17 protein-coding genes are annotated in these 22949 nt (G+C 70.2%); 7 read left to right on the top strand and 10 right to left on the bottom strand.

All coding sequences use genetic code 11. The annotated features are described in order from the left end of the window. Positions 1–46: 46 nt before the first annotated feature. Entirely contained in the window at positions 47–2509 is a 2463-nt protein-coding gene (locus DSC45_RS10760; protein ID WP_119289511.1) for a polysaccharide lyase 8 family protein, read from the bottom strand. Positions 2510–2718: 209 nt separating this feature from the next. Then, positions 2719–6531, bottom strand: a complete 3813-nt coding sequence (locus tag DSC45_RS10755; RefSeq protein WP_119289510.1) for a glycoside hydrolase domain-containing protein — start codon at positions 6529–6531, stop codon at positions 2719–2721. Between the two features lie 448 nt (positions 6532–6979). Here DSC45_RS10755 and DSC45_RS10750 point away from each other — a divergent pair, with 448 nt between their 5' ends. The 4 genes from DSC45_RS10750 (at position 6980) to DSC45_RS10735 (ending at position 12213) form a co-directional block, all read left to right on the top strand. Next, a complete protein-coding gene (locus DSC45_RS10750) occupies positions 6980–8326 on the top strand; it encodes a sugar porter family MFS transporter (RefSeq protein WP_240434573.1) in 1347 nt (448 codons plus the stop codon). Positions 8327–8433: 107 nt separating this feature from the next. Beyond that, positions 8434–10149, top strand: a complete 1716-nt coding sequence (locus DSC45_RS10745) for a class I mannose-6-phosphate isomerase (protein ID WP_119289506.1) — start codon at positions 8434–8436, stop codon at positions 10147–10149. Next, positions 10149–11099, top strand: coding sequence for an ROK family protein (locus tag DSC45_RS10740; protein ID WP_240434572.1), 951 nt, complete (start codon positions 10149–10151; stop codon positions 11097–11099). The genes DSC45_RS10745 and DSC45_RS10740 overlap by 1 nt, the downstream gene beginning before the upstream one ends. A 130-nt stretch (positions 11100–11229) precedes the next feature. Then, positions 11230–12213: a LacI family DNA-binding transcriptional regulator gene (locus DSC45_RS10735; RefSeq protein WP_205571307.1), complete on the top strand. Its 984-nt coding sequence runs from the start codon at positions 11230–11232 to the stop codon at positions 12211–12213. A 26-nt stretch (positions 12214–12239) separates the two neighbouring features. On the opposite strand, the gene DSC45_RS10730 is transcribed toward DSC45_RS10735, so the two are convergent. The 4 genes from DSC45_RS10730 to DSC45_RS10715 form a co-directional block, all read right to left on the bottom strand. Beyond that, positions 12240–13055, bottom strand: a complete 816-nt coding sequence (locus DSC45_RS10730) for a barstar family protein (RefSeq protein ID WP_119289502.1) — start codon at positions 13053–13055, stop codon at positions 12240–12242. A gap of 29 nt (positions 13056–13084) precedes the next feature. After that, complete coding sequence (locus DSC45_RS10725; RefSeq protein WP_119289500.1) at positions 13085–14719, bottom strand: DEAD/DEAH box helicase; 1635 nt, start codon at positions 14717–14719, stop codon at positions 13085–13087. A gap of 170 nt (positions 14720–14889) precedes the next feature. Beyond that, positions 14890–15093, bottom strand: coding sequence for a cold-shock protein (locus DSC45_RS10720; RefSeq protein ID WP_004985680.1), 204 nt, complete (start codon positions 15091–15093; stop codon positions 14890–14892). A 195-nt stretch (positions 15094–15288) separates the two neighbouring features. Beyond that, the gene (locus tag DSC45_RS10715; RefSeq protein ID WP_119289499.1) at positions 15289–15903 is read right to left on the bottom strand and encodes a TetR/AcrR family transcriptional regulator; all 615 of its coding nucleotides are present in this window, start codon (positions 15901–15903) and stop codon (positions 15289–15291) included. Positions 15904–16037: 134 nt separating this feature from the next. Here DSC45_RS10715 and DSC45_RS10710 point away from each other — a divergent pair, with 134 nt between their 5' ends. Together DSC45_RS10710 and DSC45_RS10705 are read left to right on the top strand one after the other, a co-directional pair. Beyond that, complete coding sequence (locus DSC45_RS10710; RefSeq protein WP_162929185.1) at positions 16038–16619, top strand: TetR/AcrR family transcriptional regulator; 582 nt, start codon at positions 16038–16040, stop codon at positions 16617–16619. Positions 16620–17043: 424 nt separating this feature from the next. After that, on the top strand, positions 17044–18597 hold the full coding sequence (locus tag DSC45_RS10705; protein ID WP_119289496.1) for an MFS transporter: 1554 nt from the start codon (positions 17044–17046) through the stop codon (positions 18595–18597). Positions 18598–18624: 27 nt separating this feature from the next. On the opposite strand, the gene DSC45_RS10700 is transcribed toward DSC45_RS10705, so the two are convergent. Beyond that, the gene (locus tag DSC45_RS10700) at positions 18625–19065 is read right to left on the bottom strand and encodes a hypothetical protein (protein ID WP_119289494.1); all 441 of its coding nucleotides are present in this window, start codon (positions 19063–19065) and stop codon (positions 18625–18627) included. A 144-nt stretch (positions 19066–19209) separates the two neighbouring features. Here DSC45_RS10700 and DSC45_RS10695 point away from each other — a divergent pair, with 144 nt between their 5' ends. After that, complete coding sequence (locus DSC45_RS10695) at positions 19210–20115, top strand: chitosanase (protein WP_119289492.1); 906 nt, start codon at positions 19210–19212, stop codon at positions 20113–20115. A gap of 21 nt (positions 20116–20136) precedes the next feature. Here the strand turns inward: DSC45_RS10695 and DSC45_RS10690 are convergent, their stop codons facing one another. From DSC45_RS10690 to DSC45_RS10680, 3 genes are all read right to left on the bottom strand, one after another. After that, positions 20137–20988, bottom strand: coding sequence for a GNAT family N-acetyltransferase (locus tag DSC45_RS10690; protein WP_119289490.1), 852 nt, complete (start codon positions 20986–20988; stop codon positions 20137–20139). 84 nt (positions 20989–21072) lie between these two features. Further along, the gene (locus DSC45_RS10685; RefSeq protein WP_119289933.1) at positions 21073–21930 is read right to left on the bottom strand and encodes a carbohydrate ABC transporter permease; all 858 of its coding nucleotides are present in this window, start codon (positions 21928–21930) and stop codon (positions 21073–21075) included. Between the two features lie 11 nt (positions 21931–21941). Next, positions 21942–22949, bottom strand: a complete 1008-nt coding sequence (locus DSC45_RS10680) for a carbohydrate ABC transporter permease (RefSeq protein WP_119289488.1) — start codon at positions 22947–22949, stop codon at positions 21942–21944.

Below are 22949 nucleotides of genomic sequence, written 5' to 3'. Positions count from 1 at the left end.
GGTGGCAGGTGGCGCGGACGGTCCGTGCGGGGCCCACGCCACCGGGTCAGGCACGCCTGACGATGACCTTGTGGGTTGCGCCCTTGCTGTCGCCGAGCTTGCCGAAGGTGAGGGTGAGCGAGGAGCCCGTGGTGGCTCCGGTGACCGAAGTGGGCTTGGAGACGACGGACTTGACGCGCTGCTTCCAGCGCAGGGTGAGGTTCTCGACGGTGCGGCTCGGGTCGCTCACACAGATCACCGCGGTGCCGTCGCGCCGTTCGCGGATCTGGACGCTGACCGGTGCACTCGCGGTGACCTTGCCGACGGTGCCTGGCTGCCAGAAGTTGACTCCCGTGAAGCCGAGCGAGGGCACGCGGATCCCGTGCTGCTCGGCCCCGTCGGCCAGGATCTCCAGCCAACGGGTGTCCAACGCCCTTGCCGCGGTGCGCAGTTCACTTGCTCCGGGCATCAGGATGTACGCGTATCCGGCGCCTTCGGGGTCGGTTCCGTGGTCCTGCCACAGGGTGAGGTAGCGGCGGGTGAACTCCTTCGGCGAGCTGCCGGCGTTGATGTCCTTCCAGGCTCCGGTGCGCTCCTCGCGCAGGGCGACGAGCCTGGTCCCGCCGGGGAAGACGTAGCCCGCGTGTCCTGCGATCCTGGCCCAGCGCACCGGTTCCCGGGTGGTGCTCCAGCCCTGACGGCTGGGCTGGGGACGGCCGTTGAGGGTGAGGGCCTCGGTGCCGGACTCACCGAGGTTGCGGTTGTCGATGACCGTCTCGACCGCGGCGCCGTCGCTCGACGCGATGTCCGAGCCGAGGCACACCACACAGTCGTCCAGCCAGAACCAGGACTTGCGCGCGCGCATCGTCGAGTCGACGCCCTGCAGATGCTGGCCCGTCGTACCGAATTCGCCGTCGCCGGTGCCACCCACCCAGGAGGTGTCGGGCACGGGGTTGCCCCAGTCGCCGCCGAACCCGTCCGGCAGTTCCTTCCTGGACACGGTGATGCCGGGCAGCCGGTACGGGTCGACGGTCGGCCAGTAGGCGTCGGAGTACTGGCCGAGGCCGTGGTCGTCGCCCCACCAGGAGAGCCAGCCGGAGCCGGTGTGCCAGCCCCGGGCATGCTCCTGGTTGCCGAACTCGTAGTGGGTGATGCGCTGCGAGGCCATGCTCACCGAGGCCGCCCAGTCCCGGCGGCGGTGGGTGACGCGGTCCATCTGATGGAAGACCCGGTGTTCGGCCGGTTCGGGTGCGGCCTTGACCGTGTCGTCGTCGTACAGCGCCTTCAGGCGGGCCGTGGAGACCAGGTTCAGTTTGGGGTTCTTCAGGGCGGGGCCGTACGTGTCGCGCTGCAGCCAGCCCTTGACCATGGACTGCCAGCGCCCCAGTTCCTCCGCGCTCGCGCCCTGCCCGACCAGAAGGATCGAGGACATCACACTGTGCGCGCGGGTGTGATCGTCCTGCGCGAGTTGATACGGGTCGCTCGCGATCAGGCCGCGACTGATGCCGCGCGAGGAGACGTTGTCCATCATCAGGCCGTTGTGGATGAACGGCGCGACGGCCATCTCCACGGTGTCCAGGAAGAGTTGGCGGTCGGGCGCGTCGATCTCCCAGGTGGAGCCGCGCAACAGGGCGAACAGCCGGCCGAGTCCGTCGTGCAGGACCGATCCGTAGCCGCCGATGTAGGGGACGTTGGTGTGCTGGAGGAAGGAGCCGTCGTCGTAGAAGCCGTCGCCCTTGGTGACGTACGGGAAGACGGGAGTGAGGGCGGTGGCGCCGAGAGCGATCTTCTCCGCGCTGCCGCCGACGATGCCGCGCAGGATGAGGCCACGGCACAGGTCGACGCGGTTGGCGCCGGTGCTGGTGCCGGTGTACTCCTCGACCGCCGAGTCGGGCAGATAGGTGTCGACGGCGGCGCAGTAGCCGGCGATCTGCTCGGCGGAGAGGTCGTCGTAGAAGAGGACGGCGGTGTCGAGGAGCGCCTGGGGTGCGCCGATCTGGAAGTTGTACCAGTTGCCGAAGGGTTCACCGGACTGGTGGTAGACGTCCTCGTGGAGGTGGTCGAGCCCGGTGAGTACGGCCTCCTTGAGCGCTGCGTCGCCGGTCAGTCCGGTGCCCTGCTGGTGGTAGGCCTCGGCCATGGTGCGCAGCCTGCTGAAGCTTTCCTGCATCCGCGCCGAGTAGCCGTAGCTCTCGGTGTCCTGGTCGGGATCCGGGTCCGCGTAATCGAGGTCGGGCCACAGGGACCCCCTCTTCGGTGCGATGTCGGCGAGGAGGTCGGCGGCCTGGGTACCGAGGTCGGCGAGCTTGGTCCTGAAGGGTTCGGCGGTGGGGCTGAAGCCCTCGCCGAGTATCAAGGGCCGCCATTTCGCCCGGAGTTCGGCGAACTCGTCGTCCGCCGCGGCGTCCCGGGCGGTGTGCTGGGCGGCGTATGCGGACGTGGCGCCCGGGATTCCTGTGGCGATACCGAGGCCGACGGCGAGGGTGCCGGAGGCTGCGAGGAATCCGCGACGCGAGCAGGGGGTCGTCATGAGGGCTCCGAGGAGGGCGGGCGGGAGACGAGAACTGCCGGTTGGAGTAAGCGGTTTCTAGCACGCAGCCGCTCGAACGCTCAATACATCCAACCGAATCGATCGTTTCGATCGCAACAATCGACGCGACCGCCCTCTCTCGCCCGCCCCTCGGGGGCAACGCACCGGAGCGGCGGGCCACGACAGCCCGCCGCTCCCGCCGCCCCCGCCTATCCGGGCCGCACCGGATCGCTCTCGGCGCTCCGCGGCCCGCGCCCCGCCATGCTCTCGGCGGTGACGGTGAAGGTGTACGGCTCACCCGCGTCGAGCCCGTTCAACTCGGCCTTCCGGGCTGCGCCGTCCACCCGTACCGGGTCGAGCGGCTTTCCGTCCCGGTACGGACGGACCAGATAGCCGGTGACCGGGGCCCCGCCGTCGAAGGCCGGCGGCTTCCACCGCACGGTCGCACCGCCCTTCTCCGCCTCGGCCCCGACGGCGACCGGCGCCTCGGGCACCGACGGCACGGCGTCCACCTCGAACTCCAGAAGCCCGTTGTTGGACCCGGTACCGCCCTCGACCTGGAAGCGCACCCGATCGAAGGTCTTTTGCGGGAACTCGACCGTCTTCGGACCCTTGGCCGGGATGTCCTCCACCTTCACCTCACTGCCGTCGGAGAAGGTCAGGACTCCGCCGTTGGCATCGTCCTGGGTCGTGCGGTCGGACAGCACGATCCGGTCGGCCGTGATCTTCTCGGGCCAGTCCAGTTGGACCCACGGGTTCAGCTCTCCGTCCGAGGCCCAGTCCGCACCGTCCGCCGCGTCGCTGCCGTCGCAGCTGTCGTGGACGTTCCCGGCGGGATAGTCGTCGCCGAACACGGACGACGCGGTGGCCTTCACTCCCGGCCAACAGGCCGCGTTACCACGCAACTCGGCCGGGTCGAGGCCGATGTCCACGAGCTTCGACGCGGTGGCGTCGCCGCTGTCGGCGGAGACCGCGGTGACCCGCACCCGCCCGTCACGGTGATTGACGGTCAGGGTTCCGTCGAGACCGATCTCGGCCTTGTCGGTGGGCGAACCGTCGGGCTCCGTCACCTTCCAGAGCACTTCCTTGAACGACGCGTCCTCAGGTGCGACGGCCGCCTTGAACCGGCTGTCACCGTACGGCTCGTCGACCTTCGCGGGCCCTTCGATCGAGATGTCGCGGACGAAGGCCGGCGTGCGCCCCTCGGACTTCGACTCGGAGGGCGGCAGTTGCTTCGTGCCCCAGTCCTTGTTCGGCTCGTCGCCCATCCACAGCTCGAGCGTCCCGCCGTCGGCGAGCTGGTCGTGCCGGAACCAGGCGTCGTCCAGCCGTCTGCCGTCCAGTTTCGCGCGCTGGATGTACTTGTTCTCGTCCGAGTTGCCGTGCGTGACGATACGGAACTGCTTGCCCTCGTTGTAGCGCGGATCGAGCTTGATGGTGATCTCGTCGAAGACCGGCGAGGTGATGTCGTACACCGGCTTCTGCAGACTGCCTCCCGTCACCTCGAACAGGCCCATGCCCATCAGGGCACTGAGCGCGCCCATCTGCCCCTGGTCCTCGTCGTGGTGCCCGTATCCGTCGTCGGTGGCGGTCGATCCGTACGTCTTCTCCTTGACCTTCCGCACCCAGTACTGGCTCAGCCAGGGCTTGCCGACGTAGTTGAAGAGGTGGGCCATCTCCAGGCCGGGCTGGTTGCCGTAGGAGACGTGCCCCTCCCCGTAGGTGCCGATGAACCTGTCCTTCTCGGCTGCTGTGAAGGCGTAGTTGAGCTTGTCCGCGTACGCCGTCTCGCCACCCGTCAGATTGGCCAGACCCATCACGTCGTGCGTGGTGAACCAGGTGGCCTGCCAGGAGTTCGCCTCGACGAAGTCGTCCGGGGCGAGCGGGTCGAAGGGGGCTCGCCACCCACCGTCGGCGTCGCGCGGGCGGATGAAGCCGGTCTCCTCGTCGTACAGGTTGCGCCAGTTGCGGGAACGGTCCTTCAGATACGCCCGGGTGTCGGTGTCGTCCCACGCCTCGATCTCGTTCAGGCCGACGTCCGTGCCCTCACCACCGGTGGCGGTGAACTTGACCGAGGTGACCTTTCGCTTGTCGAAACGGACGCTCTTGCGGGAGCCGTCGGCCGGAATGTCGTCGACCGAGACCCGCGAACCGTCGCTGAACTCCAGTGTTCCGGAACGGACGTTGCTGTCCTTGTCCGCCCGGTCGCTGAGCACCACCTGGTGCAGGGTGCGCGGCTTGTCCCAGGTCAGCTCGATCCAGGGCTGCTTCTCGCCCGCGGATGCCCATTCGACGTCGGTGGGTGCGCGCTGCGGCCGGCCGTCGATCGCGTGCCCGGCGCCGTGCTCCTTGTCCAGCTCGGAGGAGGCCGTGGCCTTCGCGTACTGGGTGGCGTTGATGCCGCGCTTGCCGAGGCGGCCGGCGAACTGCGCGAGCGAGAAGTCCTGGTTCGCGTACTCGAGGGCCTGGCCCGCGCCCTGGCCGGTGGTGCCGTCGGGGACATAGCCGAGGTCGAGGTACTCGCGGTTGCCGCCGGTGCCCCAGCCGTCGTAGTCGAACCAGGCCTTGTCGTAGAGCCCGCCGACCGACTGGGCGTCCATCATCGCCTCGTACGCCAGGTCGGTGTCGAAGTCGCGGATGCCCTTGTTGTAGGCGCCGGTGATGAACGACGTCACGGGTGAACCACTCATCACCATCGAGTAGTTGCCGGCGACCGGGCCTCTGGGCAGCAGTCCGCCGTCCTCGTACATCTGCAGCTGCGACTTGACCAGTCCGCTGTAGATCTCGGGATACGCCAGGCCTAGGACGCTGTTGAGGTTCCACTGGGTCAGCCACAGCGCGTCGTAGTTGTACATGGCGAACTCCGGCTTGCCGTCGCGGCCGGTCGGCAGGCGTCCGATGCGGTCCCTGCCCCAGGTGTTGTCCAGGTAGGCGCCGTCGGCGTCGCTGATCATGCTGCGCCCGCACAGCACGTGGAAGAGGTCCGTGTAGAACTTCTCCTGCTGCTGTGCGGAGCCGCCGCCGACGTCGATGCGGCCCAGCATCTCGTTCCACTGCGCACGGGCGTCGGCCTTGACCGCGTCGAAGTCCCAGCCGGACAGTTCGGTCTGCAGGTTCTTCTTCGCCCCCTCGGCGCCGGTCAGCGAGAGGCCCACCTTCATCTGCACCTGCTCGCCCGCCCGGAGACTGTCGTAGCGCACGGAGGCGCCCGCGTCCTTGCCGGAAACCTTGTCGACCGGCTTCCCGCCGTCGGCGAGCTCGCCGTCGGCCCAACCGCGCAGGGAGTCGAAGGGCTTGTCGAAGCGGATGTCGAAGTACAGCTTCACCTTGTGCTCGGCGTCGTCCGCGTCGAAGCCCTCGCCGTGCTGCACCACGTAGCCCGCGATCCGGCGGTCGCTGCTCCTGGTGACGTGGGCACGCTCCATGATCGCTTCGCCGAGGTGGCCACCGAGGTTGACCAGGATCTCGCTGCTGCCGCCCTTGTCGTACGTGTAGCGGTGCATGCCCACGCGGTCGGTGGAGGTGAGCTCCGCGTCGACGCCGTACCGGTCGAGATGGAGCTTGTGGTAACCGGGCTCGGCGACTTCGCCGTTGTCGTGGTCGACGTGCGACTGCCAGCCCTTGTCGCCTTCGAGTTTGGGCACGTCGCCGCCGGTGGTGGGCATCACCTGCACGCCGGACAGGCGCCAGTCGTGCAGGTGGCTGAAGCCCTTGACCTGGTTCTCGTTGTGCCGGTAGCCGGTGTCCCGGGAGGAGTGCGTGCTGGTGTCCGGACGCAGCTTGACCATCCCGAACGGCCTGCTCGCCGACTGGAAGAAGAAGTACCGGGCGATGTCGGACTCCACCCACGGGTTGACCCGATCCACGTAGTCGCCGTCCGTGGGCTCGGCCGCAGCGTCGGCCGGGTGCGCGGCGCCGGCGTTCGCGGCGCCCAGGACCAGGAGCAGGGCGCTCAGCAGAACGGTCAGGTGACGGACGATCCGGGGTCGAGCGGTCTGCCCGGTTCTGGGGCGACCTGGCATGGCAGTCTCCTTAGACAGGAAGTTATCGTTACCATTCGATCCGCGCCAGGAGCGTCCCGTGCTCGCCAGAGTCATGTCAATGACTCGGACGTGACGAGCGGACGAACAGCCCTCGAGACACACGGCGCGACGGAGGAGACACCGGGCCACCGATCCGGCCCGCGCCGACTGCCGTAATCAGACCGAAACCCGTCCAAAGCCTAGGCGGTCGCGCCCTTTTCCTGCGCAGAGGCCGAGCGCCCGAGTCGACCGCGCACGCCGCCCCACCGCCACCCGGGGCCCTCGCCGACCGCCCCGCTCGAGAGTCGACACCACCCCCCACGCGCTCGAAGAACCTTCCCTCACATCCGTTGACGCCCCCGCGACACGCAGCTAACTTCCGTGTGAACGTTAACCCACTTCCCCGGAGGCCTCCGTGTCCCAGGCAGCGATACCCGACGCGAGAAGCGTGGGCAGGTCGACCAAACGGATCTACTTCTTCGGCGCCCTCGGTGGCCTGCTCTTCGGCTACGACACCGGAGTCATCGCGGGCGCCCTGCTCTACATCCGGGACGAGTTGGGCCTGACCCCGTTGGCCGAGGGTTTCGTCGTCAGCTCGCTCCTGGTGGGAGCGATGGCCGGGGCCACCGCCGCCGGGCGGCTCGCCGACTCGCTCGGACGGCGTCGCGTCGGCATGGCCGCGGCGGTCGCCTTCAGCGTCGGCGCCCTGGCCGCCGGCTTCGCGCCCGACGTCATACTCCTCGTGGCCGCCCGCGTCCTGCTCGGCCTCGGCGTGGGAGCGGCCTCCGTGGTCGTCCCGCTCTACCTCTCGGAGATGGCCTCCACCCACATCCGCGGCGCCGTCTCCTCGCTCAACCAACTGATGATCACCGTGGGGATCTTCGTCGCGTACGTCACCAACGCCCTGCTGGCCCCGGCCGAGGCATGGCGCTGGATGCTCGGTCTCGCGATCGTCCCCTCGCTGGTCATGCTGGCGGGCCTGATCGTGATGCCGGAGACGCCGCGCTGGCTGCTGCGCAACGGCCGGGAGAAGGAGGCCCGCGAGGTACTCGCCCGCACACGCGGGGCGGATCAGGTCGACGCCGAACTCGCCGAGATCCGGCAGGTGGAGGACGCGTCGAAGGAGCGCGCGGGCCTGCGCGAGGTGTTCGCTCCGTGGCTGCGCCCCGCCCTCGTGGTGGGCGTCGGTCTCGCGATCCTCAATCAGGTCGTCGGCATCAACACGATCATCTACTACGCACCGACCACGCTGACCAACGTCGGTTTCAGCGACTCCGCCGCGATCTACGCGAACACCGGGATCGGCGCGATCAACATGGCGATGACCCTGGTGGCCATCTGGCTGATCGACAAGGTGGGCAGGAAGCGCCTGCTCCTGAGCGGCGCGGTCTGCATGTGCACCAGCTTGACGGTGCTCGCCGCGACCTCGCTGCTGCTGCCGGAGCCGGACGGCATGGGTGTGGTCGGCATGGTCACGCTGGTCTGCCTCGGTGCGTTCATCGTCAGCTTCTCCGCGTCCTGGGGTGCGGTGTGCTGGGTGGTGATCAGCGAGGTGTTCCCGCTGCACGTGCGGGGTGCCGCGGTCGGCTTCTGCACGATGCTGCTGTGGGCGGCCAACTTCGTGGTCTCGCTCAGCTTCCCGGTGCTGCTCGACGCCGTGGGCATCGGCTGGCTCTTCCTCGGCTTCGCCGCGATCTGCGCCTTCGCCCATGTCTTCACGCGGCGCTTCGTCGTGGAGACCAAGGGACGCAGCCTCGAGGACATCGAGCTCGACCTGCGCGCCAAGGCCGCCTGACCTGTGGCCCGCACCGGCCCGCCGGGGGCGTACCGCCTTGACGGCGTGTGTATCCCTGCCCGTAGAGTTAACGATAACATTCACGTTCTGAGACCCCGGAGAGTGCCGTGACCCGCTCCTACCAGCACAATCCCCGCTACCAGGCCGTCGGCGGAACGGTCGCGCGCGGGTGGGAGCCCGCCGTCGCGACCCTGCCCGCCGGACCCGCCGTACTGGCCCTCGACGGCCCGGCCGCACTCGACTGGAGCGCGGTGCGGGCCCAGCTGTCCGACGCACTCGCCGCGCGCGGACTCGCCGTCCGCGTCGTGGACCTCAGGGAGTACGAGGCCGACTGGGACACCGTGCTGCGGCACACCGGCGACGGCCCGGACGCCGACGCGTACTACCTGCCCCTCGCCACCGCTTCGCCGGCCGTGGCGTACACGTCGCTTCCCACGGTCGAGGCCCCGCACGAGGGCCTGGCGATCGTGCTCGGCCCGGGCGCCGCACTCGTCGGGCACGACGTGCTCTGGTACGCGGACCTGCCCAAGCGCTACGCCGAGGCGGCCGTCGCGGCGGGGGACCCGGCCCTCGGCGTCAACCTCGGCCGGCACAGCGCGCCCGGCGACCTGCGCCGCCTGTTCTACGCGGACTGGCCGATGCTCGACGCGCACCGCGACGCGCACGCCGCCGGTGTCGAGCGCTGGCTGGACCTCCAGGACATGGCCCACCCCGCCTCCGTCGACGGCACCACGCTGCGCGCCACACTCGCCGATCTGGCGAGCGGCCCCGTCCGTACCCGCCCCTGGTTCAACTCCACGCTCTGGGGCGGCCATTGGGGCTCTCGGGAACTGGGCGTCACCCCGCAGAACGGCAACACCGCACTCGGCTACGAGCTGATCGCCCCCGAGGCCGGCGTCCTCGTGGGCAACGGCCCGGAGGCCGAGGTCGAGATCCCGTTCCAGCTGCTGTGCGTACTGCACCCCGAGGAATTCCTCGGCACCGAGGTGCACGAGGAGTTCGGCACGTCGTTCCCGATCCGCTTCGACTACCTCGACACGGTGGACGGCGGCAGCCTCTCGGTCCATCTGCATCCGCGCGAGGAGTACATGCGCGACCGTTTCGGCTGGCCGTACACCCAGCACGAGACCTACTACCTCACGGCCAAGGACTCCCCCGACGCCCGCGTCCACCTCGGCCTGCAGCAGGACGCCGACCTCGCGTTGATGCGCAAGCAGGTGATCGCCGCCGTCGCGGACGGCGAGGAGATGGACGTCGACCGCTTCGTCCAGAGCCACCCGGCCGAAGAGGGCCGGCTCTACCTGATCCCCGCGGGCACCCCGCACGCCTCCGGCACCGGCAACCTGGTCCTGGAGATCAGCGCGACGCCGTACCTGTACTCCCTGCGCTTCTACGACTGGCTCCGCAAGGGCCCGTCCGGTGCCCCCCGCCCGCTGCCCTACGAGCACGCCTTCGCCAACCTCGACACCTCCCGCCAGGGCGAAGCGGTCCGCCGCGACCTGATGCAGGAGCCGCGCACCCTGCGCGAAGGCGCGGGCTGGCACGAGGAGCTGCTCGGCGCGCTGCCCGAGATGTTCTACGAGGTGCGCCGCGTGGTGCTCGAACCATCCTGCGGCGGCGCCGAGTTGGACACCGCGGGCCGCTTCCACATCCTGAACGTAGCCGCCGGCGACGGTGTGCTGATCGAATGGGCCGACGGCCGTGACCACGATCTGGTCTTCGCCGAGACGCTCACCGTGCCCGCTTCGGTGGGTGCCTACCGGCTGCGCCCGCTCGGCGACCGGCCGGTGCACGTCGTCACGTCGTCGGTGAGGGAGCGCTGATGCAGCCGGATCCGGGCCGGGCCCAACTGACGCACCCTGTACTGGAGATGGGCGGCACCCATGTCACGGCCGCCCTGGTGGACCTGGCGGCGGGCGCGGTGATCGGGGAGCCGGCCCGGGAGTCGCTGTCCCCGCACGGTGCGGCCGACGAGGTGCTCGGCCGACTCGCTCTCGCGGCCTCCCGTATCGGGGCGCCGCGCGACGCCTGTTGGGGCGTGGCCGTGCCCGGCCCCTTCGCGTACGAGACGGGGGTGGCGCTGTTCGCAGGGGTGGGGAAGTTCGATGCGCTGTACGGCATGGACGTCGGCGCCGAGCTGCGCACCCGCATCCGGCCGGCCCCGGCCGCGCTCCGCTTCGTCAATGACGCCGACGCGTTCGGGCTCGGCGAGTACGCCTGCGGGGCTGCCGCCGGACACGAGCGGGCCGTCTGTCTGACGCTCGGCAGCGGGGTCGGGTCCGCCTTCCTGGCCGACGGCATGCCGGTCAACGACGGGTCGCTGGTACCGCCGGAGGGCAGTGCGCACCGACTCGTCGTGGACGGGCGCCCGTTGGAGGAGACGGTGTCGCGCCGGGCGATACGGGCCGCCTACTCCCGGGCTTCGGACGGTGACCCCGCGGAGGTGCCGGACGTACACACCATCGCTTCACGCGCACGCGGCGGCGACCGTGCGGCCGGCGCCGTGCTCGACCACGCCTTCCGTTCGCTCGGGGTCGCCCTCGCGCCCTGGCTGAGCCGCTTCGCGGGCACCGTACTGGTCGTCGGCGGTTCCATCGCCGGGTCCTGGGACCGGGTCGAACGGCCGCTGCGGGAGGGCCTGTCCGACGGCGGGGCACCGGAGTTGTCCCTCGCCCCCGCGCAGCAGCCGGACCGGGCTCCCCTGCTGGGCGCCGCACGGTGGGCGGCATTGGACGCGACAGGCCGGAAGGAGGGCCCTGTCGTCCACCTATAAGGAGGGTCCTGTCGTCCGCCTATGATGGGCAGTCCGCGCAGACGGCGAGCGCCTGCGGGTGCTTGAGGGGAGCAGCAAGGCAGTGCCCGGGTCCGAAACCGCCGGAGAGCCCCCTCGTGCCACCCCCACCATGCGCGACGTGGCGGCACGCGCCGGGGTCAGCGCCATGACCGTCTCCCGGGTGCTGAAGGGGAGCGGTCGGGTCGGCGACTCGACCCGCCAGCGCGTCCTCGACGCCGTGAGCGACCTCGGCTATCGGCGCAACGAGACGGCACGCAACCTCCGTCTTGGCCGGCAGAGCGGGCTGGTCGGTCTGGTCGTCACCAACCTGGCCAATCCCTTCTACGCCCAACTGGCCCTGGGCGCCGAGGAGGTGGTGCAGGAGCACGGTCTGCGCCTGGTGCTGGGCAACACCGCGGAGCGGCTCGCGCGCGAGCAGGACCTGGTCCAGGACCTCGTCGCCCGGCGGGTGAACGGTCTGATCGTCGTCCCGTCGGGCTCCGACCAGCGTCACCTCTCCCCCGCGGCGCTCGACAACACGCCGCTGGTGCTGGCCGCCCGGCCGCCCGCCGGTATCGAGGCGGACACCGTGCTGGTCGACGACTTCGGCGGCGCGCGTGCGGCGACGGCACGGCTCGTGGCGGACGGTCACACGCGGGTCGGGTTCCTCGGCAATCCGCCCACCCTGTTCACGGGTGCCGAGCGCTTCCGCGGCTGGTGGTCGGCCCTGGAGGAAGCAGGCGTCCCGCCGCGTGAGGAGTGGGTGCGGCGCGGCCCGTACGACGTCGTCACCGCCGAGGCGGCCGCGCGGGATCTGCTCGACCGGGCGGACGGGCCCACCGCGTTGTTCTGTGCCAACAACCGGCTGACGCTCGGCGCTTGCCGGGCGGTGCGCGGGCTCGGCTCGGGCGCCGCCCTGGCCGGTTTCGACGCCGTGGAGTCGGCCGACCTGTTCGGCGTCCCGCTCACCCTGGCGTCCTACGACCCCGAGGAGATCGGGCGCCGCGCGGCCGGGCTGCTCATGGACCGCGTGGCGCCGGAACCGGGGGCGCGTCCGACGGGCCCGCCCCGCAGGACGATCATCCCGACCTCGCCGGCCGACTTCACCGCGTAGCACCTGTCCCGCCGGGCGCCCGTCGGTCAGCGCATGTCGACGCGCACGCCTCGTTCCTCGAGGATCTCCAGGAGCAGAGAGAACGGCGGATCGTCGCTGCCGGGGGTGAACGGGCGAGACCGCCGCGCCCCGGCCACGGCAGAGGATTCCCAGTGCAGGGTGAACGGAGCGGTGGCGCCCCAGCCGCCTCGCAGACAGTCGTCCAGCGCGTCCAGGTTCCAGCCGAAGTATCCGCAGGGCCCGTTGACGGCCTCACCGATCGCGCAGTAGAAGCTGTCCTCGTCGTCGACGTACCGGCCGTCCAGGGTGAACACCCGGCCTGCGGGAGCGTCGGGCCGTCCCCGGCGTCGGTACTCCCGGGACCACAGGGCCACCGACAGCCACGTGTGACGGTCCCCGGGCGCGAGGTCGTGCCACATGCCGGTGCGGTTCAGGTGGCCGGCGCGGAGCAGGTCCCACCATCGTTCCGCTCCCGGCAGGGCGTCCGCGCACCACAGCGTCACCGTGAGGTCGACGAGTCCTGCTCCGCGGGCGGATGGGCCGACGTCGACGACGGTGACGTCGTTGACGAAGTACAACCCCATGGTGGCGCCGTCCTCGTCGAGGAGCGCGATCCAGGCGTTTCCCGCCCCGGCGCGACGACCGCCGACGTGGTCGGCGCTCTCGAGCAGGCCGCCCTGCGGGAGGCAACCCGCGAGGAGCACGCGGCGGGCCCCCTCGTCGTCGGCCGACGACGTGAAGAGCCCCACGGCCTCATGAGCGAAGCCCCAGAAGTCGCCGTCGTCCTCGTCCGAGGTCAGCGCGTACCTCCACGCCCCGCCGCCGTGCCGTTCCGGACGCATCACACCTCCATGCCGGTCCGAAGGGCGGCTCAGGCGGCCGCCGCTCCCGACCCCTGGCCCCGGCCGCCGCGACGACCGCGGCGGGGGGCGCCGGAACGGCCCGGCTCTCCGGTACGCGCCGTACGGCCCGGCTCTCCGTTGCGCCCGCCACGGGACTGCTCCCCGGAGCGCCCGGAGCGCGGCTGCTCACCGGTGCGGCCGGTGCGCGCGCCGCCGGAGCGGCCGCCGCGGCGGCCCGAGCCGGAACGCCGGGCGGAGGTGCCGGCGGACGCCACCGCCTGGGCGGGCACCTCGAGCACGACCGGTACCCCGGAGGGCTCGCGGGCGCCGGTGATGCGGGTCAGTTCCTCGTCGGACGAGCGGACCTGCGCCGTGTGCGGCTTGATGCCGGCGTGCGACATCAGGCGGCTCATCTCGCGCTTCTGCTCGGGCAGGACGAGGGTGACGACGCTGCCGGACTCGCCCGCGCGGGCGGTGCGGCCGCCGCGGTGCAGGTAGTCCTTGTGGTCGACGGGCGGGTCGACGTTGACCACGAGGTCGAGATCGTCGACGTGGATGCCGCGGGCTGCGACGTTCGTCGCGACGAGGGCTGTGACCTGGCCGTTCTTGAACTGCTCGAGCGTGCGGTTGCGCTGCGGCTGGGAGCGTCCACCGTGCAGGGCGGCCGCGCGCACACCCTGGGCGAGCAGCCTCTTGGCGAAGCGGTCGGCGGCGCGCTTGGTGTCGACGAAGAGGATGACCCGGCCGTCCCGCGCGGCGATCCGGGTGGCGACGGCCTTCTTGTCGGTGTCGTCCGCGACGTGCAGGACGTGGTGGTCCATGGTCACGACCGCGCCCGCGGAGGGGTCGACGGAGTGCACCACGGGGTCGTTGAGGAACATCCGCACCAGACGGTCGATGTTCCGGTCGAGCGTGGCCGAGAACAGCATCCGCTGACCGTTCGGCTCGACCTGCTTGAGCAGCGCGGTGACCTGCGGCATGAAGCCCATGTCGGCCATCTGGTCGGCCTCGTCGAGGACGGTGATGCCGACCTGGTCCAGTTCGCAGTCGCCGCGCTCGATCAGGTCCTTGAGGCGTCCGGGGGTGGCCACCACGACCTCGGCGCCGCGGCGCAGCGCGCCGGCCTGGCGGCCGATCGACAGACCGCCGACGACCGTGGTCAGGCGCAGCCGCAGCGCTTCGGCGTACGGCGTGAGGGCGTCGGTGACCTGCTGGGCGAGCTCACGCGTGGGCACCAGGACGAGTGCGAGCGGGGCACGCGGCGCCGCCCGGCGTCCGGCGGTGCGGGCGAGCAGGGCGAGGCCGAAGGCGAGGGTCTTGCCCGAGCCGGTGCGTCCACGGCCCAGGATGTCGCGCCCGGCAAGGGAGTTGGGCAGGGTCGCGGCCTGGATCGGGAAGGGCTCGGTGACGCCCTGCGTCCCCAGCGTGGTCAGGAGCGCCGCGGGCATGTCGAGGTCCGCGAAGGCTGCGACGGAGGGCAGGGCCGGGGTGACGGTCTCCGGCACGGCGAACTCGCCACCCGGGGCCGGGGCCCGGCGGGCAGGTGCCCGACGGCCGGCCGCCTGGCCACCGCCCTGTGCCCGGCGGCCCTGGCCGCCGACCTGCTTCCGGCCGGAATTCTTCGCGGTGTTTCCGGAACGGACGGGACGTGCGGAGCTGGTCATGCTGAATTGCCTTCCTGACCCTTGGGGGTCCCCCCGGACGAAGTCTGGGGAAAATTCCAGGGGAGAATCCCCTGCCCGGGTGGCACGGGGGTGCGATCTGGGGACAGCAGCAGCCGGGGCCCGCACCACACGGTGCGGACCCCGGCTGCGGATTACGCGTCCAAGGGCAGTCAGGCCGGGACGATGTTCTCCGCCTGCGGGCCCTTCTGGCCCTGCGTGACGTCGAACGTCACCTTCTGGCCCTCCTGGAGCTCACGGAAGCCCGAGGTGGCAATGTTGGAGTAGTGGGCGAAGACGTCGGCGCCGCCGCCGTCCTGCTCGATGAAGCCGAAGCCCTTTTCCGAGTTGAACCACTTCACGGTTCCAGTAGCCATTGTTCTCTCCTGATAGGTAAGGGTCCCATCCGGAGAAACCGCCGGAAAAACAATAAAGCGCCTGAGGATCATTCCCGTCAGGCGCACATAAAGTTCATGGGTACCAAAACTGCAACGTCCGAGAGCCTAACACGAACGATCGTCGGTCGCGCGCCCCGGCGTGTACGCCGTGACGTGCACGCCACGGCGTACACGTCACCGGCCTCGTAGCGCGATGCCCTCCAGGACCATCGACAGGTACTGACGGGCGATCTCCTCGGGGCTGTGCAGCCCGCCGGGCCGGTACCAGGAGGCGGCGACCCACACCGTGTCGCGCACGAACCGGTAGGTGAGCCGGATGTCGAGGTCGGGCCGGAAGACCCCGTCGGCGACGCCGCGTTCGAGGGTGCCGAGCCAGGCCTTCTCGAACTTGACCTGTGAGTCGGCGAGATAGCCGAAGCGCTCCTGCGCGACGAGCTGCTTGGACTCCTTCTGGTAGATCGCGACCGCGGCCCGGTGCCGGTCGATCTCCCGGAAGGACTCGGTGACCAGCGCCTCGATCGTCTCGCGCGGGCCGAGGTCGGCGGCGAGCACCGCGTCGTAGCCCTCCCAGAGCTCGCTCAGGAAGCCGGAGAGGATCTCGTCCAGCATCGATTCCTTGGAGTCGAAGTGGTAGTAGAGGCTCCCGGCGAGCATTCCGGCCTCGTCCGCGATCCGGCGCACGGTCGTCGCGTTGTAGCCCTCCGCGGCGAACACCTCGGCCGCGGTGGCGAGGAGTTGGCGGCGACGCTCGGGGGCGGGAGTGGCGGGCGACTTCTTGTTGTTCGGCACGGCACCATTGTCCGTCGTCGCACCACCGGTGGGGCCGTGGGCCCACCGTCCGCCGAGCAGAAGTCGGCGCCGAGGCCGTGCAGTACTGTGGACCATCCGGTCCGTACAAGCGTCGAGGCAGGGTGGGTGCACTGGTGGCCGAACCGCGACAGACGCGCAACACCGAGCGAACCCGGCGCGCGATCCTCGACGCGGCCCAGCAGGTGATCCTCGAGAAGGGCGCCGCGGTCACGCTGGCCCAGGTCGCCTCGGTCGCCGGAGTGTCCAAGAGCGGCTTGATCCACCATTTCGGCAACCGGGATCAGCTGGTGGTCGCCGTGGTGGAGGACGTGCACGACCAGTTCCGGGAGTCCGTTCTCAGCCACCTCGACCTGTCCGAGAACTACCCGGGCAAGATGCTCCGTGCCTACGTGCGCGTGCTCTGCGCCGAGAGCACGGACGCCGTGGCAGCACGCGATTTCACCTCGGCACCCATGTGGAGCGGCCTCTACGCCATCCCGGCCGTCGCGGCGGTGATGAGCGGGCAGAGCGCTTGGTGGAGTGAGCAGTTCACGCTCGACGGACTCAGTACCGAGCGCGTGCTGATCGTGCGCCGTGCCGCCGAGGGGGTCGCCGCGGCCGGGGTGTACGGCGAAGAGGGCGAGGCGGGCATCGCGGCCGCGCGCCGCCTGCTGCTCGAGCTCACCACCGAGGGCACCTTTCACACGCCCGTCTGATCTCCGGCCCGCGCCTTCCTGAACGCAGCCCCTTCCCTTCCCGGCCACGGGGCGCACGCCTCCAGCACCGGCCCTCGGTCTGTCGTGCGCCGTGTGCCGTGCGGGGGCCTGGCAGGCACGCTCACCGACCCCGCGCGCTCCCACCCCGCACTCTCCCGCCCGGACCTTCAGCACTCCGTCCCGGCCCCCAGCACTCCACCCCGCTCCGTCGGCCGGTGCCGAAGCCGTCGCCGTCGCCGTCGCCATCGAGCAGCACCGCCGACGTGCGCGCCGCGACACCCCTGCCGCACGCCGGCCCGCCCGCCCGCCCTCGAGACGAACCGATCAGCCATGCCACAGAACAGCACGAGCATGTTGCCCAACAGACCAATTGGTCCGTAAGGTGGATCGCGGCGCGCACCTTCGACCCTGCCGAGGACACCCCATGCCAGACACTCCTCCCAAAGCCACAGCCAAGAGCTGGATCGGTCTCGCCGTACTGGTCCTGCCCCTGCTGCTCATCACCATCGACGGCACGGTCCTGGTCATGGCCTTGCCCGCGATCTCGGCCGAACTCAGCCCCACAGGCACCGAGCAGCTGTGGATGATCGACATGTACTCGCTCGTACTCGCCGGCTTGCTCGTCGCGATGAGCGCAGTGGGTGAACGTTTCGGGCGCCGACGGAACCTGCTCATCGGTGCGGTCGTCTTCTCGATCGCCTCCGTCGCGGGCGCGATGGCGACGTCGCCGTGGGTACTGATCGCCGCGCGTGCACTCCTGGGCGTGGGAGGAGCGATCATGATGCCGTCCACGCTGTCGCTGGCGCGCAACATGTTCCTCGACCGTCAGCAGCGCCGGTACGCCATGGCCGTGTGGGCCGCGATGGCCTCCGTGGGCGGGGCGGCCGGGCCGATCGTGGGTGGCTGGGTCATCGAGACATTCAGCTGGCACGCCGCGTTCCTGATGAACATCCCCGTCATGCTGCTTCTCCTCGTCCTCGGCCCGCTGCTGCTGCCCGAGAGCCGCAACCCCCATCTGGACAAGATCGACGTCCGCAGTGTCGTCCTGTCCTTCATCGGCCTGATCGGGGTGGCGTACGGCATCAAGGCCCTCGCCGGGGACAAGGGAACCGCCACCGGGATCGCAGCCATCGCCATCGGCGTGGTCGCGATCGTCCTCTTCGTCCGCAGGCAGCTGGGACTCGCCGTTCCCCTGCTCGACGTCAGGCTGTTCAGGATCAAGTACTTCCGCGGAGCCGTCGTCACGGACGTTCTGTCGATCCTGGCGATGGTCGGGGCACTGGTGGCACTCACCCAGCACCTCCAACTCGTGCTCGGCCTGAGCCCGCTGGAGGCGTCCGTCTGGCTGATGCCTCAGGCGATCCTCGCCGCCGTCGCGGCATTCGTCGCAGCAGCCCTGGTCAAGCGCTTCCTGCCGGCGTACGTCATCACCTGCGGACTGCTGATCGCCGCTGCCGGTTTCGGACTCACCTTCTTCCTGACACCGGCATCGAGCCCCGCGCTGATCGCAGCCACGCTCGCGCTCGTCACGCTGGGCGCGGGCATGGGGCTGACACTGAGCAACGACATCATCATGAGTTCCGTCCGACCGGAGCGTGCGGGGCAGGCTGCCGCGACCTCGGAGACGGCGTACGAGATCGGCACGACACTGGGCACCGCGGTGCTGGGCGGCGTGCTCGTCGCCTGGTACTCCCGCGTCGTCACGGCCCGCACCGACGTCCTCGACCTGACGGCGGACCTCACCGACCGGGTGTCCTCGACCATGGCGGAGGCGCTACTGGTCGCCGACGAGGTCGGCGGCACCGTCGGGACCTCCGTCGTCGCCGCCGCCAAGGCGTCGTTCACCGAAGCGATCACCGTCGCAGGCATCGCCGGTGCCGGGGTGATGGTCGTCGCTGCGGTGTGGGCGCTCGTCACCCTACGGGGAGCGGCCGCGCACCAGGATCTCGCCGCCGAGCACGAGCACGAACTCCGGTGAACTGTCGCAGCACTGGCGTCGCGAGCCTCAGTCCGCCTCGGCGGACTCCGGCCACTCCACGCGGACGTACCCGGTCGAGAACACGCACAGCGCCAGCGCCCCGCTGACGAGGACGGCCACCCCTGCTCCCCACCAGATGTGCCAGAACCCGGAGATCACACCGCCGAGCGCGCTGAGTTGCGCCACCCAGCGCGTGACTCCGACGACGCGTGAGTCGACGATGCGGCGGCGGAAGGTCTCCTGCCACGAGAGCATCACCAAGGCGGCCAGCAGCGGAATGGCCACCGCGAACGAGAGCACACAGACCTTGCCGGCCGGGTCGACCGACGTCGAGAGATCCGACAGGAACGGCTGCACCATGATCGTCCCGATCGCGATCAGCCCCGCGTACACGAGGTTGTGCTGCCGGACCCATTCCTGGCGCAGTGCGGGGTCGTTCGGGAAACCGTCCTGAGGTGCGTCGCCCATGTCCGGCATCGTTTCATCGGCTTCGACGGCAATCCCGCCGACGCTCGCGCCCCCTCGCACCGATTCGGCGGGCCCCGCCAGCGATACGAACCCGTGTCCGAGCGGAGGACGGACGTCCGGCATCCGCCGTTTACGCTATGCCGCATGAAACGTGCTGGTTGTCTGTTCTTCGCCGTGGCTCCGGTGGCCACTCTCCTTGTCTTCCTGCTCGGCCCCGACAAGGACGACGCGGGCTCGGGAGCTCAGGACGCACTCGGTGGACGGCCCACGAGCAGCCCCGCGGACCTCTCCGAGGAGGAGGAGCGCGAGCTGGACGAGCGCATCGCCGAGATGCCGCCCGGGCTCGCCGCCCCGAAGCAGAAGGAGCTGGCCCAGCAGATCGTCGCGAGTGCGGAGAACTCCACGCTCGACTGGCGCGGCCAGTTCGACTACATCGAGGACATCGGCGACGGCAACGGCTACACGGCCGGCATCATCGGCTTCTGCTCCGGCACCCACGACATGCTGACCCTGGTCGAGCGGTACACGAAGGACCACCCGGACAACGGCCTGGCCGAGTTCCTGCCCGCCCTGCGCGAGGTGGACGGCACCGACTCGCACGACGGCCTCGGCAAGGCGTTCACCACGGCGTGGGCGAAGGAGGCCGAGCGTCCGGCGTTCCGCGAGCTGCAGATCAGCCAGCGGGACAAGGTCTATTTCGACCCGGCGGTGCGGATGGCGAAGATGGACGGGCTCGGCACGCTCGGCCAGTTCATGTACTACGACGCGATGGTCCTGCACGGCCCCGGCACCGGCGAGCGCGCCTTCTACGGCATCCGTGAGACGGCCATGAAGCAGGCGAGGACCAAGGCGGAAGGCGGCAAGGAGAGCACGTACCTGGACGCTTTCCTCGACGCCCGCCGCGACGCCATGAAGTCCCGCAAGGCACACCGCGACACCAGCCGCATCGACACAGCCCAACGCGTCTTCCTGCGCGACGGGAACCTCGCCCTGAAGCGCCCCCTGACCTGGAAGATGTACGGCGAGACCTTCAAGGTGCCGCAGAACTGATCCGGCAGCGCTCCCCCGGCCCTACAGCTCCTGGCCGCGGGCCGGCTGGTTCGCGATCAGCAAGGTGGTGCCGGCCGGTCGGAATCCCAGTCGCGCATAGATCCGGGCGACAGCCTGCGAGGCGTACGCGAGGAAGACGGTGTGCACGCCGTGCTCGCGGGCATGCGCCGCCAGGGCTGCTGTGACGGCGGCGCCGAGACCTTGGCGGCGGGCCGTCGGCACAGTGCCGACACCGCCGATCTCGGTGGTGCCGTGCGCCGGGTGGTAGTGGCCCGCGGCCAGCGGTGTGCCGTCCGGGGCGAAGGCGGCGAGGAGCACCTTGTGCCCGGCGTCCAGGGCGGGGCGGGCCGCTGCCAGGGTGCCGTCCGCGGCGGCGCTCTCGGCTTGCGCCGCGAGTCCGGCAGCGCCGGCCGGGCCTGCCCCGGTGTTGTCCGAGGCGAAGGCGAGCCTCGGAACGGCTAGTACGGCCGGCAGGGAGAGGTCGTCGGCGCCCAGGGCGCGGATCGTCACGCCGTCGGGCAACTGCGGCGGGAGCAGGGTGCGTTCGGGGGCGAGAGACATCAGCGGCCGTTCGGCGACCGGCAGGCCGGCGGACTCGATGAGGGCACGCATCGCGGGGGCGGTCTCGGCCAGCCACTCGAAAGCCTCCGGCACACCGAGTTCCCGCTGGCGGGCCCGTACTCGGTCGATGTCCGCCGCGGTGACCTCTGCGGGCCGCACCGGGCGGGCGTGTGACGGGCCTCCGTAGTACGGCTCGCCCGCCGCGCGGGGCACGAACAGGTGCAGTGGCCCGAACTTCTCGGCGTCGGCGAACAGCAGCGGCACGGTGGCGTAGTACTGCTCGATGCGGTCACGCGGGGGCGGCTCGGTCATGCGCCTCATCCCCTCACGCCCGGAGTGGGCAGCGTGCTGCGGTACAGGGAGCGGTCGCGCCGAGCGGCCGCTCCCTGCACGCGTTCAGCCCTTGACCGCTCCCGCCGCGAGGCCGGAGCCGAGACGGCGGTGGACGATGACGAAGAAGATCATCACGGGGACGGTGATGAGGGTGGAGCTGGCCATCACCGGCCCCCAGCTCGTCGAGTTCTCGCCGAAGAACTGGTAGATGCCCACCGCGGCCGTGTACTTGTCGCTGCCCTTCATGAACGTGTACGCGAACACGAACTCGTTCCACGCGGTGATGAAGGCGAAGATACTCGTCGCCACCAGGCCGGGCGCCACCAGGGGCAGCAGGACCGACCAGAACATCCGCGGCCAGGAGGCACCGTCGATGTAGGCGGCCTCCTCGACCTCCTTGGGCACCGTCTGCACGAATCCGCGCAGCGTCCAGATCGCGAACGGCAGGGAGAGCGCGATGTAGACGACGGTGAGGCCGAGCAGCGAGTTCAGCAGGTCGTAGTCGCGCATCTGCAGGAACAGCGGGATGACCAGGGCCTCGAGCGGAACCATCTGCACGATCAGCACCATGATCAGCACCGAGGTGCGCAGCCGGAACTTGAAGCGGGCCACCGCGATGGCGGCGAACAGCGAGAGCACCGCGGCCGCGAGGATGGTGCCGAGTCCGACGATCACCGAATTCAGCAGGTACGTACCGAAGTTGCCCTTGTCGAAGACGGTGGAGAAGTGCTCGAAGCTCAGTCCGCTGGGCAGCAGGTCCGAGCCCCGGGTGACCGCCTTCGGGTCGAAGGCGGTCGACACCATCCAGTACACCGGGAACAGGGTGAACACGAGCAGCGCCGCGACCGCGACGCCGATCCCGATCCGACCTCTTCTGCTGCCGCGCGGACGGCTCTTGGCCCGGACGGCGGGTGCCGTGATCTCGGGGGTGGTCACAGGTCCTCCTCCCCCTGCTTGAACAGCGTGCGGATGTAGAAGACGGTGATCGCGAGCAGCAGCAGGGTGAGCAGGACCGCGGAGGCCGCACCGGTGCCGTAGTCGTTCTTGGCGAACGCCTGGATGTACGAGTAGACGCCCAGGTTGTAGACGTCGGGGTTGGAGCCGCTGCCGCCCGGCATCAGGAAGATCTGGGTGAAGACCTTGAAGTCCCAGATCGTGGAAAGGATCGTCACCACCAGGAAGACCGGTTTGATGGTGGGCACGGTGATCTTCCAGAACCGCTGCCAGGCATTGGCGCCGTCCAGCATGCCCGCCTCGTACAGCTCCTTGGGGATCGTCAGCAGGCCCGCGAAGACGGTGATCGCGACGAACGGGAAGCCGTGGTGCACCACATTGAGCGTGGCGATCGCATAGAACGGAATGCGCTCGGTGAACCAGTTGGTGGTGGCCGGATCGATCATTCCGAGCGTACCGGCGAGTTGGCTGAACATGCCGTCCTGCGGCTGGAAGAGCCAGATCCACACATAGGTGCCGGTGACGGCCGGCATCGCCCAGGCGGACAGGACGGAGATCGAGCAGATCAGCCGCCATGCGGGGCCGAGCCGCTGCAGCAGCAGGGCGACCGCGGTGCCGAGTGCGACGGTGAGTCCGACACAGGCCACCGCGAAGAAGAGCGTGTTGGGCAGCACCGTCTTCCACAGCAGCGAGCTGCTGAGGAGGTCGGTGTAGTGGTCGAGGCCGGTGAACGTGCTGACGCCGCCGCCGAACTTGACCTCGTAGTCCTCCATCGACAGCTTGCCGACCTGGATGAGCGGCCAGAGCAGCAGGCCGGCCAGGACCACGAGGGAGGGGGCGAGCAGCAGCCACGGCCGGGTGACGGCCGTGCGTCGCTTGCGGCGCAGGGCCGCCTGGTTCTCGGGCGAGGGGACGGGGGCGTCCGGGGGGCGGTGGACCCGGGGTCCGGAGACCTCGGATCCACCGTCAACGAGCGTTTCCTTCAC

Origin of the sequence: Streptomyces sp. YIM 130001, assembly GCF_003574445.1 — a bacterium.
In the GTDB taxonomy this organism is placed as follows: domain Bacteria; phylum Actinomycetota; class Actinomycetes; order Streptomycetales; family Streptomycetaceae; genus Streptomyces.
The sequence above is the reverse complement of the archived record's forward strand: the minus strand, read 5'-3'. Positions and strand labels throughout refer to the sequence as shown.